Consider the following 17,899-nt stretch of genomic DNA (forward strand, 5'->3'; position numbering starts at 1 on the left):
ATGTCGAAGATTCTAATTGTTGAGGATGAGTCATCTTTTTCTGAAGCATTAGCTTTCTTGCTAGGCAAAGAAGGGTTTGAAACCGTTGTCGCAGAAGATGGACGACAAGCGCTAGATATTTTTGCAAAAGAGGGTGCTGATTTAATCCTGCTTGATCTCATGATTCCTGAAGTATCAGGTGTTGAGGTCTGTCGAACAATCCGAACTACTTCAAATGTTCCGATCATTATGTTGACCGCTAAAGATGCCGAAATAGACAAAGTTGTAGGGCTAGAACTTGGTGCAGATGATTATGTGACAAAGCCATACTCATCACGTGAACTCATTGCAAGAATTAAGGCGGTGCTCCGCCGAGGTGTTCCAGAAGATGGTTCTGTTCAAGAACAGGATTTAATGGAAGTTGGACCCGTCCGACTAAACATCGGAAAGCACCAGGTTTCAGTTAAAGGTGTTCCAGTTTCGCTTCCACTTAAAGAGTTTGAACTCCTCGAATTCTTAATGCGTAATTCAGGCAGAGTTCTAACTCGTTCGCAATTAATTGATCGCGTATGGGGTGGCGATTACTACGGCGATACAAAGACATTAGATGTTCACATTAAGCGCTTGCGTGCAAAGATTGAAGCAGACCCAGCAAACCCGGTTTTGATTCAAACCATTCGCGGGCTTGGTTATAAGTTAGAAAACATCTAACTCTTTCGAATCATTCGCTGGTAAAACTTTCCTGGTTGGCGAGAACTTGGTGTGTCTTCGCCCATCTTTACAAAACCTAACTTTTCATACGCAGCGATAGCACTGAAGTTATCTGTCCAAACGCCTAAACCCTGGACTTCCCAACCTCGCTGTTGCGAATCTACAAATCGCATCATCGCTGAAAATAGACCTTTGCCGCGAAAGGCAGGATCGCTCCAACATCCGCCTATCCAACAGGTCGCTCCAAAATCACCATCTAGAACTTCAATGTACATAATTGCTGCATCAGCTCCATCGACAGATGCAACTAAGAACTCATTTTTGATGAACTTTTCACGCCAAGCAGCTTCATCCTCAGCACTTTCCTTTTCGAATGTTCCACCAAATGCTTCAGGGTTTTCTTTCAAAGAGCGCAAACGAATATCGCGTATTCGAGCCCACTGATCGACATCAACAATTTCGACGATTACATCGTGACCCATGCCCTAATTATGCCATCTACACAATGAACTGTCATAAAGATTAGAATGAAGCAATGTTGATCAAGTGGTCACAAGCAGCTGTAAAGGCTCGTTCACTTGTTCTGGCCATTTGGATTGCACTCACCGCTTTTGGTCTATTCGGAGCATCTAATCTAGATCAATTTCTGACCACCTCACTTGTTGTGCCCGGAAGTTCATCTGCAACTGCCAATGAAATCTTGAATGAGAAGTTCAAGGAAAATACTGAAGGCACATTCACCGTTATGTATAAGTACAAGCAGGCATCAACGGCTGAAATCGAAGGTTTTAAAATTGCAGTTCGTGAAGCTGCTGCGGTAATCCCGGGTTCAGAAATTACTCAAGAAAAAGCCTTTGCAGGGACTCTGTACGCAAACATCGGAACCCCATTTGATCTTAAAAAGGCTGCCGAGTTCACGAAAGCCTTTCGCTCGGCGTTACTAACTCAAGGGCTAGAGGGTGCATTAGTCAGCGGTCCCCCAGCAATTGAAAGCGACGTTGTGCCAATCCTTTCGAGCGACTTGCACCGAGGCCAAGTAATTGCAGTTGTACTAGCAACATTACTTCTCGTAGCTACATTGGGCTTTACCTGGGCGGTTTTAATTCCTCTCCTTTTTGGTTTAGTAACGATCTCATCAACCTTGGGAATCATCTATTTGCTGGCTAAACATTTCTTGATGGTTTTATATGTCCCAAGTATTGTTGAATTAGTTGGCTTGGGACTTGCGATTGATTACTCACTTTTGATGGTTAATCGTTATCGCCGAGAAATTGGAGTTAGCAATGACCCATTAGCCGAAACGATGAAAACAGCGGGCCGAACAGCAATCATTTCAGGGGCAACAGTTGCATTAGGGCTATCAACATTACTGTTAGTGCCTGTCCCCTTTGTTAAATCCTTGGGACTTGCCTGTTTAATCCTGCCTTTAGTTTCAATAGCCGCTGCAGTAACACTTCAACCTATTCTGTTACTGACATTAGCAAAGACAAGTAATGCCAAGTTCAAAGGTTTTCTTAACCTTTCATTTGATCGTCTAATTGAAGTGGCAATAAAGCGACCTCGTGCAGTGCTTGCATCATCACTAACCGTCGTGACGCTACTGATGTCGGCGTTGATGTGGTTTCAGGTAACACCAAGCTCTTTAAGCGCTATCCCTGAGCATCTTGAGTCTGCACAGGCGCTAAATACAGTGACATCTAAGGTCGGCATCGGTGTAATAACTCCTTCAGAAATTGTTGTCGATCTTGGACCAAATACAACCGCACAACAATTAGATGCAGTTCGATTTGAGTTTGTGAAGAGAATCGCTGCCGACAAAGAGGTTTTCACGGTCGCTAATGGCGAGAAGTGGCCATACGTGGATCCCACAGGACGCTACTTACGCATCTACGTTTTTGGCAACCATGATCTTGGTTCAAGTGAAACCAGAGGACTTGTTTCAGAACTAAGAAACAAGTACATCCCCGAAGCTGGTTTTCCTACAGGGACAAAGTTCTATCTGGGCGGTGCCCCTGCGCAAGGTATTGATTTACTTGATGCGATTTCAGATTCGCTTCCGCTGATAATCACCATAATTTTACTGATTACTTTCCTGATTTTGTTACGAACCTTCCGATCAGTTGTCTTAGCCATAAAGGCGATCATTCTTGATTTAATATCTATCGCAGTTTCCTTCGCCGTGCTTGTTCTGGTGTTTAAATTTGGAATTGGCACCTATCAACTAGAACAGCTTGAGGCCTGGGTGCTTGTGTTGCTATTTGCGGTCTTATTCGGACTTTCCATGGATTACGAGATCTTTATTGTTTCTCGTATGCGAGAAGCTTGGGATCGTGGTGCAAGCAACGAGGATTCAATTCGAGAAGGAATGCGAAGCTCCGGAACAGTCGTTACCGCTGCAGCACTTATTTTCATAACCGCTTTAACCGGTTTGATTACCGGTCACTTTGCGGGTCTGCAGCAACTTGGCGTTGGATTGGCTGCAGGTGTATTGATTGATGCCACTGTAATTCGCGGATTGCTGTTGCCAAGTGCAATGGTGTTACTGGGTAAGTGGAATTGGTGGCTGCCTGGGCAAGGAAAAACCCCGTCTAACACCTAAGTGCCAAACGGGGTCTTGGTCCCGAAACGGTTTACTTAACGATTCTGATTGCGAAGTAAACGGTAGGAATTTGATATCCAAGTGCAAGACCTGGAAGATCATTTTCCGAAGTAAGAATTGGCACCATTCCATATGGAGTATTCGCAAATGATGGTTGCTGTGTGTATAGCAATGGTCGCATTGAAATGATGTGTGTTCCAACGCCTCCCATAGCCTTCAAGTGAACAACTAGATATCCATTTGAATTAAATCCACATCCGTAACCAACATAGCTATTGTCATATGCAACAGCCAATGTGTTGTCCATCTGAGTCCAACCAACACCCTTCAAGCTAAGAGTGAACTCTTCGCCCTCTTTGAATGTATAGGTAGGTGTTCCTTGTCCACCACGAGCAAATGCATCTGCTGAACCAGATAGATCAGCCTTTGCAACACCCATTGTGACAACTTTGCCCTTTGCATCAAGTAACGGCTGAATGCTCTCTTTAACATAAAAGACTTGCTGAGCCTCAATAACATCGCCCTGTTTGATTTGGATAACGTGATATCCGCCAAGGTGATCCGGAATTGTGACTTCCTTGTTAACAGTTCCATCGGTTACATCAACTGTTCCTAATGGAAGCGGGTTGTATACCCAGCATGTTCCAGTTGTGCAGTTAACACGGTTACCTGTAACGGTTGACCATACGATTGTGTGAACACCCTTTGTAGGAATTCCTGAAACCTTGATTGTTGTCTTACTTCCGACAATTCCGCGGTCAGGTGACAATGTCATGACAGCCTTTGTTGCAGGATCTAGGCCTACATCAGCCAATGTTGTGCGCTGTGAAACTGTGGGTGTCATTAACTTTGGATAAATCAGATAAGGCTTGAATATTCCTGGATCCTTTGTAACTTTAAAGGTACCCATTTCGCTGTTTGCAAATGGAACCGGAGATTGCATTGCATTCAGATAAGAGAAGCTAATCGCTTCATTTGTCTGAATGTAGTGATTTCCAACAGGGCCTGTAGCAAGGATTGTGGTTGTTGCAGTTCCACGAGTCCAGCGAGCTTGCATTGAGCCGGTGTACTTACCATCGTAATAAACAGCAGATCCTGCTGCATATAGTGATGGTCCAAGGCCTGTGTAAGTAATAGTTACAGGTGTTCCGATTGGTCCACTCTTAGGCGAAATTGTCAGAGTTCTAGCAACTTGCAAACCACCGTGAGCTAATGCAACGCCATTATTGACAGCATAGATGTCATGCACGCCACCAAAATCAGAAGGCACCTTGGTCTTATAAACGAATCCGCCAAGCGCATCAGTCGATAACGTTGTGATTACCACGTTGTACTTTGTATATGAAGTACCCATGTAATTAACAGTGTTTGGTTGAACATCTGTCACCCAAGTTGCATCACTTGTTGACCAAGTAAGAGTCACTGGAGTATTTCCAGGTAAACCCTTACCTGTGATGGTTAAATCTTGTCCAAGCACAACCTGTGTTGGTGTTACCTCAAGATTGACCATATTTGATGGCGTTGTGAATGCTGGTGCTGTTAAGCCCGTAAAAGGTAGTGCTGGAACATTAATTTCTTTTGGTGCAACTAACTTGACTGGATTATCTGCTGCATGAGCAGGAGCGATAAATCCCATCGCTAGGACGATAACCGCTCCTACTCTTGCCGCTTTGAAGCTTTTGCGCATTTCTCTCTCCGTTCGCTAGAAAATCTGAATTACTTGGTTGGTACTGGTGCAGCAAACAAACTCAACTGAGATGTTGCAGTGAAGTTTGAAGACCAAGTTCCTGTTGCACCCTTAAGTGGAATATCCAACTTAACTGTGCGGTAGTAGCTCACGCGGTCATAAACTGTTGCGCCTGAGGCGTTAAGAACACGCTTTCCATTTTCCATACGTGGAACAAGCTTTGTTGAAAGAACCTTCATAGTTGAAGAATCCTTTGCGACCATTGTGATCTTGAAGTTAATGACACCGATTGTGCTGTACAAAGGTGCTGCACCAGTCTTCAAAACCGCTGTCCAGAATGCGACTCCGCTGTGGTTTCCATATGCCATCTGGATTGGATCTTTAACTCCGGCAATCTCAATGTAAGCCTTTGCTGTATTAGATGAATCCATTACGGCTCCACCCTGATCAGAGTTATTTGCGTAAACACGGAAAACGATTGTCTGACCAACCATGAACTCGTTCATGATTGCGCAGCCATTGAAACGTGGTGCAAGTGCGCCAGTTGAACCTGTTGCCAAAACTGTGTCTACATACATGTGAATTGGTGAGATAACACCCTGAACTGGAAGACCAATTTTCACATTAAGAGTTCCTGAAGTTACAGGTGCAAAGCTTGCTGCATCTGTTGGAGTAAATGAACCGGTAATCGCTGTTGCACCTGACGCAGCTGGGATCCATGAGCACTTAGCAACGAAGGGAGTAACTGTCGTGGTTGGAACAGCTTCGCACCCTGTAACGACCTTGCCGTTAACGGAGAATGCAACTGTTCCTGCAGAGCTTGCTGTTCCGTTGATAACGATAGGTCCTAGATCGAATACACCGTTACCGCCTGACATAACCAATGTTGAAGCAGCTGGCGCAGCAAGAGCTTGACCGCCAGTTGATACAGCACCGGTAAGTGCTAGAACCGCTACTGCGATTCCTGAGATTACCTTTTTCATTTATTTCTCCTTAATTCGAGTACGGGACTTAAATTATTTGGTCTTGATATTTCCGCTGACATCCATAGTGAATGCCGCAGTTTCTTTCGCTCCACCCTTAACACTGAAAACACCAGATACCTTGAGATTGCCTGTTGCTCCTGCGTACTTTCCGGTGCCACTTGTAATAGTTGCGCTTCCGGTGATTTTGATAGTTGTTGGAGCTGACTCATCCTCAGCGCAACCCTTTGATGAAGTATCAAAAGTTACGTTGATGGTGTTTCCGCCACCGCCGATAGAACCCTTTGCATCGAAGCCATCACATAAACCAGCAGGTGCGGCAGATCCAGAACCTGTCATATCTGTAAGTCCTAGAACGTTTCCAGTTCCCTTAGCTGTTGCAGATGTAACTTGAAGGAATGTATCGCCCCAAACAATGTTGAGGCTTCCCTTGTAGTTACCTGAAAATGCAACAGTTCCGCCAGTTGCTGGTGCAGTTGTTACCTTTGGCTTTGTTGTTGAATAACCGGTTGGGCACTTTGGTGAAGCTGCAGTTACCTTCTTTACTGTTGTGCCTTTATAGCAAGTGATTGTTTTACTTGCCGCATTTGCAGTTGCACCGTTTGCAAACAAGAAAGCTACTGCTGTAAAAAGAACAAGCGCCTTTGCTTTTCTTGAGTAAATTCTTTTCATTGTGAACTCCCATCTCTCCCTGAGTTTTGCTGTTCTTACGAGAGAAAGACTGTCACTTATGAAAAGTTAATAAAGAGTTATTGCGAGGGCTACCCCTTCACGCAGTATTGCGTCCATCACCTAATTACTGTGATCTGTTACTAAGAGTGCTAGCCCTTAGTGCTTAGTTTGACTTTGCTATTGGCGTGAGTAAAAAACGCTCATCTCTGCAATGGAAATAATCTTTCCGCTCATTGCATCAATTAGTGATTTCTCGGTCGCATCTATGGCAGAGATTGTTAATTTAGAGGAAAGTGCATACAGGTAGATTGAATACTTCTTGCTACCAGGGCCTTGTGAACATGGTGGCGTATATCCCAACTTCTTACCTTGAAAATTCTGGCCGAAAGTCCCAATGTTTGTTACACCTGCTGAGATTGAAGAAACAGTTGTTGGTATATTGAAAATCGTCAGATAAAAATGTTTTCCAATATCAGTTTCGCCAGGGCGCAAAGGGCCGGGAATCGTGTCCATAATTACTACAAGAGATTGTGCATTTTCTGGAATATTGCTCCAACTCAGCGAGGGCGATACTCCCTTTCCATCACACGTAAAATCAACTGGGAGATTTCCGCCATTTTTAAAGTCAGGACTACCCAGAGTCATGCTCTTGGCTGCCGTCGTCGATGTTTGAACTTTCACGACTTTTCTAAGAAGAATTGTGTTGTCCAAGTTCAGATCTGAAGACCAAACTAATGCAGCGCCTGGTGTCCACGAGTAATCAAAGTAGCCCTCTTTCACGCCGACTGTCTCTCTTGAAAACTCGGTGGCGTATTTCCATGCGGTGTCCTTATACGTAGAAGCTGCCCAAGTAGAAGGAATAGCCACAGTTAGGGACTTGCATTCTGAGATTGGATTAATTGACTTAACACACTCGGTATTTAGGGGCGCCTTATTTATTGTAAGCACCTTCCAATCACGTCCGGAGAAGGCAATGACTTTGCCTGACACAACTTCCCGAATTTGAAAAATGATTCCTGCATCACCTATTTGTTGATTTGGTTTTCCGATGTATTCAAGGCCTGATGCATTTTCAGTGAAATCTTTAGCTATTACGCCAATTGTCAACGGATAGGTCGCGGAAAATTTGATCTTTTCGCTATTGAAGGATTTCTCGGTCGTGATGGGAGTTGAGTCTTCCCCTACCTTCTTACCGTTTATATACAGCGCAAACCAATTATCTGCCCACACCTCAGCTTGAAAGGCAACACTCTTGCTAACAGCGGCTTGCGATTGCAATGGTACTGAAAGCGAAGCGAGCGTTATCAGCAAGATTATTAGTTTTTTCATTTATGCATTTCTCGTGTAAGTGTCAGCAACTTTGCCGTCGAACAATATGAAGTCAACCTTTGCCTGATTGCCAGAAGTAGAAACCTTGAGGAAGCCAGAGCCGCCAACACCTTTACCTGATATGTATCCATATTGATTGACATTGATTTTGTCACCTGGATGACTAGGTTGCGGAACTGTTTGATAAATGATGCCATCAAGTTCTTGCTTTACATACAAATGATCATGACCTTTAAAAACAAATCCAACTTTGTAATCTAATAACAGCTGGTGGATTGGCTTTCCCCATCCAGGACGATTCGCATCGAAACCATAAGTTCCATCATTATTCTTGCCGCCCCACTCATTCTTCATTGCGATCTCAACTCCCCCTCGAGAAGTCGGATCACCAACTAACAAGTGGTGAATGTAAATGAATTTGTGCTTTTCCTTAGAATTCTTGAGAGTGTCCACCAACCAGTCGTACTGAGTCTTACCCAAGGTCCATTCCCATCCAGCAGCGGTTGGATTCTTCATCGTGTATGTGAATGGATCTAACACCACGTGGAGCTGATCTGGACCGGTAAATGAGAAGTACGTAAGTTCGCCTGTTTGCTCTGGAAAGTACTCTTTGCGATATTTCTTAGTATTAAAGCTGCTGTATCCCAGTTCGCCATCATGGTTACCCAAACAAATCTTTAGTGGAACACTTCCGAGTTTTTGGTAATACCCCTTCATTAACTCAAAGCGACCGCGAATATTTGCCTCAGTTTTATTAGGCAATTTGTCGACCATAAAAATATCCCCAAGATCCATTAAGAATGCAGGAGAAGCAGCAACAATCTGCTTAAGAGTTCCTTCATACACTTCGGCGCTTGAGTTTTCATCCATATGAGGATCGGCCTGAATTGCAAAGGTGTTTGAGGAAAGTTGTTCAGCGATAGCGGTTTTGACGCTTCTTTGAGTGAGCGATGAGTAGTTCAAGCTGGTTCCCACGGCATATTTCACTTTGTAATAAACCAAGGCGTTAGCCTTCAAATTCGTGACCGAAATATTTTGTGTAGACCCTTTAGCTATGTTGAAAAAGGGAGTCTTGCCTACAATTGCACTCTTGCTATATCCGTATTCAATGTAGGCCCTCACAGTGGTGGTTGAAGCAATCGCGACAGTGAAGGAGTTTGAGGTTGCCGTGCCGAACAACTTAGCGGTGACCGGAACTGCAGCCATGGCTTTTCCTACTGGCGTGCTTGTGAGGATTCCAAGGAGTGATGCCTTGAGAAAACCACGTCGATTCATGAAATTAAATGGATTACTCATTTGCGCTGATACACCTCTGTCCTTGTGGAACCTGTCGAATCAATAAACTGCATAGTTACCTCTTTAAGTGAGGCCGTGTACTTCACGTGATAATCACTTCCGTTCAGCGAATACTTCAAATCAAATGATGAATCGCCAACACGTTCCAATCCTGTAATTACTGCACCGCGCAAAGGTTCGCCCGCTGGCCTAAATGCCTTAGTGAGTGACTGCGGATCAACTTGTCCCCCAATCTCAGTCACAACACCTTTAAAGCCACCATTGATATATGGATATGTTTTTGTGGCGTGATAGTGATAATTCTTTTTCGAATCAAAGTGGCCATTAAAGGCATCTAACCCAGTTACTTTCTTGCCATCAACTTCTGTTTCACCATAGATGGGAAAACCATCAAGTGCATACGCTATTGGAACTTTCTTGCCAACAATTGTTTGCAGATGGGTTGGTGCGATGTGATAGTGATAATCATCCGCGCGACCGCAGTGGCCTCCCCAATCATCTAGCTCACCTGAAAGAAGGGCGTCATCGCCTCGATTATTAAGCGCGTTAAAGATCGGTACTCCATTTACGGCAACTGCAATCGCGCCTCGCAGGAAGTGATCCTTTGCTGACATTGGGTTGGCGGCGATCACAGGCTTAATCGGGATAGACCATGCGTTTGTTCCAGCATAATTCTGAACTGTTGGAACTTGCTGCTGCCAGCTCTTAATCCCAACCATCATTTGATGGGCTGGAATTCCATTGCTTTCAACTAGATAGTACTTATCGCTTTTGAAAACTTTTACTGTTTTTGCAAAGGCAGTAAATCCTGGAAGTTTTGCAGCCGGAAGCGCTGAAGCCGATTCAAGTGAAAGTATTGAATTAGCAAATACCAGTCCTGTTGCAAAACCTGAAAGCTGAAGAAACCTTCGTCGATCTACATCCGTTAAATGTCTAACCTCATGCTCATGATCCATTTTTAAGCCTTTGGCTTAATAACGTAGCTGTGTGCCACGCTTAAGTTTTTGCGACTTGTATCTTTACTTCTTGCCGCCAAGAAGTATTCAACTTTTGCCTGTGCTGGTGCGACAGTTACTCGAACGTGCCCTGAATTAGGTGCCTTAGTTCCGCTCGTGTATGCATCATCATTGAACATAGAGAAGGTGTCATCTGCAGGGTTTGGCATCGATTGATAAATCAGTCCATCACGTTCTTGTGTGCAGAAAATGTGATCATGTCCTTGAAAGAAGATAGAAACTTTGTTCTTGACCATAAGATCATGAATTGGTAACTCCCAATTTGGACGTTCCTTGGCAAAAGTTGATTGTCCCTTTGGATCCTTGCCACCCCATTCGTAGTTTGTTGAAACCTCCACAGCACCGCGCCCAGTGCCCATCACATGGTGGGCGAACACAAATTTATATTTAGCCTTACTTGTTTCTAAAGTCTTTTTGAGCCATGCATACTGCTCATCGCCAATTCCAATATTCCATAAATTTGTTACCTTTCCATTTCCAGTTGGAACTGAAGGTGCGGTTGCTACAGGAGTAGCTCCACCCTTCTTATTTCCCCCAGCACCGCCACCGCCTTTGGTAGCTGCTGGATCTTCTACGCCAGCAACGTTGTCCACCGGGTTACTTGAATGCCAATAAGGATCCAGAGTTACAAATAATGCATCTCCCCAAGTCCATGAGTAGTAATCTCGAGGAAGTCCTACACCTGCAACTGGAGTTGTATTTCCTGAATAAAATGAGTCTGGTGCGGGCAGCGGGTAATACTTTAAGCGCGCGTTACCGGCCAAAACCGCTGGGTTAGTTTCGGTACCATCCAATAAGTACGCGGCAGCCTGTTCGTGATTTCCATTGATCAAGAAAAGTGGAACGGAACTCGTTGCGGTGGTTAACCAATTTCTATGGGTGCTATAAATCTTCTCAACATTTGCTTTGTCGGCTTGTCCCTTACCAATAAGTGGATCGATGCTGAAATCATCACCCATCATGATGTGAAAATCAGGCTGTTGTGCCGCAATATTCGCCAGCGTGACTCCATAAAGTTCAGCGTTAAACATTTTGCCTGCTCGCTCTGGGTGTGTGTCACCATGAACTGAGAATGCAAAGGTAGACCCAGCCTTGCGGGCCGTGGTGAATGAATACTGCTTTCCATTTACAAAGTTGGCATCAGATGTACCCTTGTAATTGACTCGGTAATAAACCTTGGTTCCTGCACGTAATCCTTTAATATCAAAGACTGCTGGTGAACTTGGAGCTGTCTGCAGTTGGGCGGTCTTGCCTAAGTACCTTGTCTTAGAAGTTCCGTACTCAACAAATGTTGCAATCGGCTGTGAAGATAAAACACTTATGGCGATTGATGTTTCAGTTGGTCGGCCCAGAACTTGGGTGATTACAGGAGCGGTAACACCGATCGCCTTTCCAATGGATGTGCCTGCAACAGCTGTTGTAGCGGCCATCAACAGAAGTGATCTACGGGTAATTGGAGCTTTCGCCCATGATTTCAACAGGTATGCGGAGTCATTTGTCATGTGAAAACGGTAGAAGTCTTGCAAAGTATTTGCATCAAAATATTGGTAAAGGTTTGGGTCAAATACCCTGAGAAAACCATGTGTTATGCAGGCGAGGTGCGCTCAATTCGCTCTCGAGCTACCTGCATCGCTGGCGGTTCAGGACCCAATATTGCTAAGAAAATATCCAAGCTAACTCGTGAAACTCGAAGCCATAACTTTGATCGCTTTTCCAATCCAAGCAGTGTCAATTCATGCTGATCTAATGTTGCAATTGCGGCATTTGAAATAACTTTGTAAAAGAATTTACCTGCACCATCAAATGGAGGGTTCAAAATAAAACGAACAACTTCGGCAGTTCGTGCAACAGTTGCCAAATCATTCTTTCGGAAATCATCAAGTGTGGCTTCTAATTCAGCGACAGACTTCGGAGCATTTATCAGACCAAGTGGAACTGCGCTTTTACTCCATTGAGCGACATATGCATCTGCGCCTTGCTCGATTGAATAACCTAGCGCAAGGTGTGCTTTCAAGAACGAGTCAGTGAATGCGCAGTGCACCCACAATAAGAATCGTGGATCTTTTGCTTTGTAGCTCTGATCATGTCCTTGTTTGTTCTTGAATTCACCTTTTACATGATCATGCATTGCATTTACTCGGGCTGCTTCTCGCTCAATAACTTCTGCTGCAGCAAATGTTGTAACCGTTAGCCAACGAGTTGTTCCGGCTAATCGGCCTAATGGATCAGATTCATATCGAGAATGTTCCGCAACGCCTGAAAGCGGAGCGGGGTGAGCGGCCTGCAATAAAAGAGCTCTGACTCCCCCAACTAAAGTTGCGATACATCCATGAACTTGCCACACAGCGCTACCTGGACCGAAAAGGCCAGGACCTGAACCAATCGCGATTGTGTTCACCCAATCAGGACGACCATCTTTAGATCCTGAAACATTCTCGCGGAACTTATCTGCCAGAGGCTTTGTCAGCGGAAACTTATGGAATTCAAACACCGGGTAATCGTAGAAGCAGGCTTAATGCTGCGCCAATTGAAATTATGAGCCGAAGTTTGTTTTCTTGTAAGGCTTTCCCTTTTGATCATAGGTAACCCACACACCTACTTGTTTTCCTGCTTTAAATGTTCCAGAGCGCATGATTACGCCATCTTTACGGAACCACTTCCAATCGCCGTGCATCTCTTCATTCTTTATCTTGCCCGTAGCCTTCAAGACTCCGTTTCCATAAAATTCTAGAAACTCACCAGTCTTCTTTGGATATGCAGTATTTAGCTGCTGAATTCTTACCTTAATAATCTTCTTTAAAAGTGGCTTTGGAAATCTCTTGTCAACAGCAAAGTGAATGGAACCTTTTGTTTGTTCGTATTGGGCAAGCTCTACCTTTAAGAGCGAAGTCGTTGAGCCGCTATACGGAAATACACTGTTGTGGTTCTTGTAGCCGTCATAACCAAATACCCCAATACCTTCAATAACAAATGTTGGGATTCCGTATTTGATGGTTTCTGTTGCGGTCGGTAGTTCTGCTGCGATCATTTCGCGCAGGTTTTGAAGGATTGCGCGCTGCCCTATTTCGAACTTCTTCAGGTGCTTATCGACTAACGCCTTGCTCACGATTTACTCCCGTTCGTTCCAAGCCGCATTAATAGTTTCAACGAACGCTTCCAAAGGTTGCGCGCCAGAAATTCCATACTTCATATCCACTACAAAGAAGGGCACCCCTGTCGCCCCTAGTTGGGTAGCCATGTCGCGGTCTGCCAAAACTTCATTTGTAAATTGATCTGATTCCAATACATTCATCACATCTACTGCTGGAATTCCAACAGATTCGGAAACTGCACAAATATCTTGGTGAGAAAACAGAGGCAAAGAGTTTTCGAAGTAACTTGAATACATCGCTTCTAGTAATTCATCCTGTTTGTTGATAGTCGCTGCATATAGAAGAACTCGATGAGCATCAAAGGTATTGCCAGATAGGGTGTCATCGAGGTTGTAACAAAGGCCTTCGCCATCGGCTACCGCGCAAACATTTGCCTGCATCTCTTTTACTTGGTCTGCAGAGACTCTGTACTTTTCAGCTAAATGCTTTCCTGTTGGAACAACGCCTTGTGCATCTGGTTGTAATTGAAAAGCACGATGGCGGATGATGATTTCATCCTTGTGCTCAAAGCCAGAAAGTGCCTTTTCTAAGCGGCGCTTTCCGATAAAGCACCATGGGCAGACAACATCAGACCACACATCAATAATCATGAATTAATCACGCCAGTCGCAAGAAGAACAAGAATTAATGAGCCAAGGAATACGCGATAAATAATGAATGGGAGGAAGCTCTTTGTGGATACAAACTTCAACAACCACGCAATAACGATGTAGCCAATGACGAAGGCAACACCAGTTGCGACTAGCGTTTCGGGGATCGAAAAGACATTTGGTGCTGCATCTGACGAAAAGGCATCCTTTAATTCATACAGGCCACTTCCAAAGACTGCAGGAAGGGCTAATAAAAACGAATAACGAAGAGCTGCTTGACGGGTGTATCCAAGAAAGCGACCCATCGCGATTGTTGCGCCAGATCGAGATACGCCTGGAACTAGTGCAAGCGCTTGTGCTGCACCGTACAAAATTCCATGTTTTGAATTGAGTTGATCCAGTGTGCGTTCACTCTTGCCGACTTTGTCAGCAAAACCCAAAATCAAACCGAAGATGATCATCACTGATGCGATCAGCCAGAGGGAACGAAGATCGTTTGTAATGATGTCTTTACCTAGGTAGCCCAAGACAACGATTGGAAGACTGCCAACAATAATGAGCCAACCCATGCGAGCTTGGCCTTTTCCTTCAGCTGACAATTCAGCACGGAGCAGAACTTGCTTGACCCATGACACCACAATTGCCTTGATTTCATTGCGGAAGAAAATAAGTACCGCAAGCTCGGTGCCGATTTGAGTAATAGCTGTAAATCGAGCACCTGGATCTTGGGCTTTATTCATGAACTCGCCCACGATGCGGATGTGTGCACTAGATGAAATAGGAAGGAACTCAGTAAGTCCTTGAACAATTCCTAAAAAGATTGCCGAGAACATACTGAGCCCCTGTCGCTATTAGTAGAGGTCAATAGTAACTAGTGCGCCAAGAGATTTACTCTTTTGCGTCGTGCTCCCCTGTGATTCTTCCAGCATGTGCTTTTGCCGATGGGTCCTTGCTGGACTTAATCAAGCTAGCCACAGTAGAAATAGCCAATATTGAAGCGATTACTCCAAGGCTTACAGGTGTAGGAATCTTTGGAATATCGTGGAACTGCTCATGTAAGTAGGTCATGATCAGCTTTACACCGATAAACATCAAGATAAATGAGAGACCTAGAGATAGGTAAATCAACTTATCTAGCAAGCCCTTGAGTAAGAAGTACAGAGCGCGAAGTCCTAGCAGCGCAAAAGCGTTGGCAGTAAAGACCAAGAAGGTCTGTGACGTGACTCCGAATGTTGCAGGGATTGAATCCAGTGCAAACAGAAGGTCTGTCGATGCAATGGCAATGATCACCAAGAACATAGGAGTTGCATAGCGCTTATCGTTGAGCATGATAAACAACTTAGTTCCGTGGAACTCATCAACCATTGCTACACGCTTGCGAATTGTGCGAACCATAAAGTTGTCGTTTGGTTCTGGATCTTCATCCCAGTGCTTGAATAGACCAACGCCTGTCCAAACCAAGATTGCTCCGAAGATTACAAATGTGAATGAGAATGCACCAAGTGCTGCAGCACCGATTGCAATAAAGATTGCGCGCAATACAAGCGCAAGCATTACACCGATTAGCAGAATTCTCTGGTGGTAAATACTTGGCACGGCAAACTGAGCCAAGATAATTACGAAGATAAATAAGTTATCGATAGATAAGGAGTACTCAACTAAATAAGCGGCAAAGAACTCGGTTCCGAAAGTCGAACCGAAGTAACTCCACACCCAGGCACCAAAGCCAAGTGCGATGCTTACATAGAAGGATGTCCAAGCTGCAGCTTCTTTGAACTTAACATCATGTGCTGTACGACTAGATGTAAATAGATCAATGGCGATTAAGGTTGCAATTAACCCAACCGTTATCGCCCAAATCGTTGATGAAACTTCCATTGTTATTTCTCCCTTGACTCGCGTAATTGTTTAACGTGGCCAAGGTCTCCCTAACCGTAAAACGGCCAGCGCCCCGGGTTTTTACACCGTATTGACGAGGTAGCTGTATCTAGGTACTCCCCTTAATTAATTTAATTCTAAGGGGGCGTTAACCGTGCCGCAAATTCAAGCCTCCACTTATGTATCGTGTCTTCATGGGCGCAGAGCAAGTTCTGAAGGAACTTCAGGAAATGGCCAGTAAAAGTAAGGCTTTTGACCTGCAGCGCTTCTTTCAAACAGGTCCAGGTCAGTACGGTGAGGGTGATCTCTTCATTGGTGTGGTCGTTCCTGACATTCGAAAAGTTGCCGCCACTCATAAAGAGTTGCCAATTAGTGAAATTACGAAACTCGTCGATTCTCCAATTCATGAGGTTCGAATGTGCGGACTTTTTATACTTTGCAATCAATATAAGAAATTGAAGGGCAGAGATCAAAAGAAGAAGTATTACGACTTCTTTGTAAAAAACATCAAGGCTGGCAATGTAAACAATTGGGACCTGATTGATGTCAATGCTCCGATTATTGGAGAATACTTAATTCAATCTGATGATCCACTTTCTGTCCTAACTAAGTTAGCAAAATCCAAGAATCTTTGGGAAAGGCGTGTTGCCATCATCTTCACCTTTTCCTTTATTCGCGTTGGTCAATTGGATTTAACAATTGCAATCGCCAAGTTGTTAATGAACGATGACCATGACCTTATTCATAAAGGTGTTGGTTGGATGCTTCGTGAGGCAGGAAAACGCGATGTGATGCTTCTGCGTATATTCTTAACTGAGCATGCTCATGAGATGCCTAGAACCATGTTGCGATACGCAATTGAAAAATTACCGGAACAAGAGCGCAAGAAGTGGTTGGTGGAAAGTAAGCGTTAGCCGTGAAGTGGGCGGAGCTCGGTCTTACGATTACATGCAGCAGAGCCTTCAGCAGCCAACTGTTTTGCTGTTTCTAAAGAATCTACCTTTATGATCCAAAAACCACTGGCGTACTCAGTTGTTGCATTCAGCGGGCCAGGAACTGACTCTGATTTTCCGGTTCGATCATCAAATACGAAGGCATTGTCTGGAGATTCCATGCCACATGCGAATAATCGTTGCCCGGCATCCTCGATTTTGTCATTGAAATCATCGATGGCTTTGATCTCTTCAGGGGTGTGTGCTGGGCTTGTTTTGGTGGCTATAACTGAAATCAAGAAGCGCATACGCAAATAATAAAGCCCAATTACCTGATATTTCAAAGCCAGTATGTAAAATTCTTGCATGATATTTTCAGAGTTAAATTTCGTAGGCGTACTTATTGCATTCATTGTTTCATTTGTAAGCGGTGCTATTTGGTTCGGACCAAAGACTTTCTACCCGGTATGGATGAAGGCAAAGGGCAATGCTTCAGGTCAGTTAACTGGTGAGCAAAACAAGCCAGCCCTTCTATTTGGAGGAACAATTGTTGGCATTTTGATTCAAACTCTGACTCTAGGTTTGATCATTAATTCGCTTCAAGCTAATAATCCAGAATTTTCAGTAGTCGATGGCTCGCTCGTCGGCCTTGCACTTGGCGTGGGTATTGGAATGTTTGCATCTCTGAGCCATCGAGTCTTTGGTGGAGAATCACTAAAAGTATGGATTATCGAAACTGCAAATGACGCGATCAATTTAACAATCGCTGGCGCAATCATCACTTCATTTAATTAATTCGTTAAAGCAACTCCAGCTGGAGGCGTTGTTTCGAAGAGTTCAAAATCCCAAATCACTGACATTGGCAGAGATTTAATTGATTCTGTCGCCTCTGCTTCGCTCTCGGCAAAAGCTTCCAAGAACACTGTTCTCTTTGGCATGGCCACCTTAATTATTCCAATGAGGCCTTTTTCTTCAAGAAGCTTTGCTTGGGCTACTTCTGCAGGAATCAATGACTTAATTTCATCTTGAGTAGCGCCATCCTTAAAACGTGCAATGACCATAAAACTCTTCATGT

Annotated in this window: 19 protein-coding genes; 4 read left to right on the plus strand and 15 right to left on the minus strand. The window is 44.3% G+C overall.

Going from position 1 to position 17,899, the window contains the following annotated elements:
- A complete protein-coding gene (locus AC8GFU_RS05255) occupies nucleotides 1-690 on the plus strand; it encodes a winged helix-turn-helix domain-containing protein (protein WP_506626097.1) in 690 nt (229 codons plus the stop codon).
- On the opposite strand, the gene AC8GFU_RS05260 is transcribed toward AC8GFU_RS05255, so the two are convergent.
- On the minus strand, nucleotides 687-1,172 hold the full coding sequence (locus tag AC8GFU_RS05260; protein WP_506626098.1) for a GNAT family N-acetyltransferase: 486 nt from the start codon (nucleotides 1,170-1,172) through the stop codon (nucleotides 687-689). The two genes, AC8GFU_RS05255 and AC8GFU_RS05260, sit on opposite strands and share 4 nt — an antisense overlap.
- A gap of 53 nt (nucleotides 1,173-1,225) precedes the next feature.
- On the opposite strand from AC8GFU_RS05260, the gene AC8GFU_RS05265 reads away from it, so the two are divergent.
- Entirely contained in the window at nucleotides 1,226-3,289 is a 2,064-nt protein-coding gene (locus AC8GFU_RS05265; protein WP_506626099.1) for an MMPL family transporter, read from the plus strand.
- 31 nt (nucleotides 3,290-3,320) lie between these two features.
- On the opposite strand, the gene AC8GFU_RS05270 is transcribed toward AC8GFU_RS05265, so the two are convergent.
- The 12 genes from AC8GFU_RS05270 to AC8GFU_RS05325 all read right to left on the minus strand — a co-directional run bounded on the left by AC8GFU_RS05270 (nucleotide 3,321) and on the right by AC8GFU_RS05325 (nucleotide 15,892).
- Nucleotides 3,321-4,976, minus strand: a complete 1,656-nt coding sequence (locus tag AC8GFU_RS05270) for a hypothetical protein (RefSeq protein WP_506626100.1) — start codon at nucleotides 4,974-4,976, stop codon at nucleotides 3,321-3,323.
- Between the two features lie 29 nt (nucleotides 4,977-5,005).
- Nucleotides 5,006-5,959: a hypothetical protein gene (locus AC8GFU_RS05275; protein WP_506626101.1), complete on the minus strand. Its 954-nt coding sequence runs from the start codon at nucleotides 5,957-5,959 to the stop codon at nucleotides 5,006-5,008.
- A 33-nt stretch (nucleotides 5,960-5,992) separates the two neighbouring features.
- Nucleotides 5,993-6,631, minus strand: coding sequence for a hypothetical protein (locus AC8GFU_RS05280; RefSeq protein WP_506626102.1), 639 nt, complete (start codon nucleotides 6,629-6,631; stop codon nucleotides 5,993-5,995).
- Between the two features lie 177 nt (nucleotides 6,632-6,808).
- Nucleotides 6,809-7,960 carry a YbhB/YbcL family Raf kinase inhibitor-like protein gene (locus AC8GFU_RS05285; RefSeq protein WP_506626103.1) on the minus strand — a complete coding sequence of 384 codons (1,152 nt, stop codon included), beginning with the start codon at nucleotides 7,958-7,960 and terminating at the stop codon, nucleotides 6,809-6,811.
- Nucleotides 7,961-9,256: a metallophosphoesterase family protein gene (locus tag AC8GFU_RS05290; RefSeq protein WP_506626104.1), complete on the minus strand. Its 1,296-nt coding sequence runs from the start codon at nucleotides 9,254-9,256 to the stop codon at nucleotides 7,961-7,963.
- A complete protein-coding gene (locus AC8GFU_RS05295; protein ID WP_506626105.1) occupies nucleotides 9,253-10,212 on the minus strand; it encodes a YHYH protein in 960 nt (319 codons plus the stop codon). Before AC8GFU_RS05295 ends, AC8GFU_RS05290 begins: the two co-directional genes overlap by 4 nt.
- A gap of 2 nt (nucleotides 10,213-10,214) precedes the next feature.
- On the minus strand, nucleotides 10,215-11,774 hold the full coding sequence (locus tag AC8GFU_RS05300) for a metallophosphoesterase family protein (protein WP_506626106.1): 1,560 nt from the start codon (nucleotides 11,772-11,774) through the stop codon (nucleotides 10,215-10,217).
- A gap of 83 nt (nucleotides 11,775-11,857) precedes the next feature.
- Nucleotides 11,858-12,763 (minus strand): oxygenase MpaB family protein, encoded by a 906-nt coding sequence (locus AC8GFU_RS05305; protein WP_506626107.1) that lies wholly within the window; start codon nucleotides 12,761-12,763, stop codon nucleotides 11,858-11,860.
- 42 nt (nucleotides 12,764-12,805) lie between these two features.
- Nucleotides 12,806-13,378, minus strand: a complete 573-nt coding sequence (locus tag AC8GFU_RS05310) for a DUF1801 domain-containing protein (protein WP_506626108.1) — start codon at nucleotides 13,376-13,378, stop codon at nucleotides 12,806-12,808.
- Nucleotides 13,379-13,381: 3 nt separating this feature from the next.
- On the minus strand, nucleotides 13,382-14,014 hold the full coding sequence (locus AC8GFU_RS05315; RefSeq protein ID WP_506626109.1) for a DsbA family oxidoreductase: 633 nt from the start codon (nucleotides 14,012-14,014) through the stop codon (nucleotides 13,382-13,384).
- Nucleotides 14,011-14,847, minus strand: a complete 837-nt coding sequence (locus AC8GFU_RS05320) for an undecaprenyl-diphosphate phosphatase (RefSeq protein WP_506626110.1) — start codon at nucleotides 14,845-14,847, stop codon at nucleotides 14,011-14,013. Before AC8GFU_RS05320 ends, AC8GFU_RS05315 begins: the two co-directional genes overlap by 4 nt.
- Nucleotides 14,848-14,902: 55 nt before the next feature.
- A complete protein-coding gene (locus tag AC8GFU_RS05325; protein ID WP_506626111.1) occupies nucleotides 14,903-15,892 on the minus strand; it encodes a TerC family protein in 990 nt (329 codons plus the stop codon).
- 194 nt (nucleotides 15,893-16,086) lie between these two features.
- On the opposite strand from AC8GFU_RS05325, the gene AC8GFU_RS05330 reads away from it, so the two are divergent.
- The gene (locus AC8GFU_RS05330) at nucleotides 16,087-16,806 is read left to right on the plus strand and encodes a DNA alkylation repair protein (RefSeq protein WP_506626112.1); all 720 of its coding nucleotides are present in this window, start codon (nucleotides 16,087-16,089) and stop codon (nucleotides 16,804-16,806) included.
- Here the strand turns inward: AC8GFU_RS05330 and AC8GFU_RS05335 are convergent.
- On the minus strand, nucleotides 16,803-17,132 hold the full coding sequence (locus tag AC8GFU_RS05335; RefSeq protein WP_506626113.1) for a YciI family protein: 330 nt from the start codon (nucleotides 17,130-17,132) through the stop codon (nucleotides 16,803-16,805). The two genes, AC8GFU_RS05330 and AC8GFU_RS05335, sit on opposite strands and share 4 nt — an antisense overlap.
- A 58-nt stretch (nucleotides 17,133-17,190) precedes the next feature.
- Here AC8GFU_RS05335 and AC8GFU_RS05340 point away from each other — a divergent pair, with 58 nt between their 5' ends.
- Entirely contained in the window at nucleotides 17,191-17,619 is a 429-nt protein-coding gene (locus AC8GFU_RS05340; protein WP_506626114.1) for a DUF1761 domain-containing protein, read from the plus strand.
- Here the strand turns inward: AC8GFU_RS05340 and AC8GFU_RS05345 are convergent.
- Nucleotides 17,616-17,897 (minus strand): hypothetical protein, encoded by a 282-nt coding sequence (locus tag AC8GFU_RS05345; protein WP_506626115.1) that lies wholly within the window; start codon nucleotides 17,895-17,897, stop codon nucleotides 17,616-17,618. The two genes, AC8GFU_RS05340 and AC8GFU_RS05345, sit on opposite strands and share 4 nt — an antisense overlap.
- Between the last annotated feature and the right edge of the window lie 2 nt (nucleotides 17,898-17,899).

The sequence above is a fragment of the Planktophila warneckei (SeqCode) genome (genome assembly GCF_965234675.1).
Lineage (GTDB): Bacteria > Actinomycetota > Actinomycetes > Nanopelagicales > Nanopelagicaceae > Planktophila > Planktophila warneckei.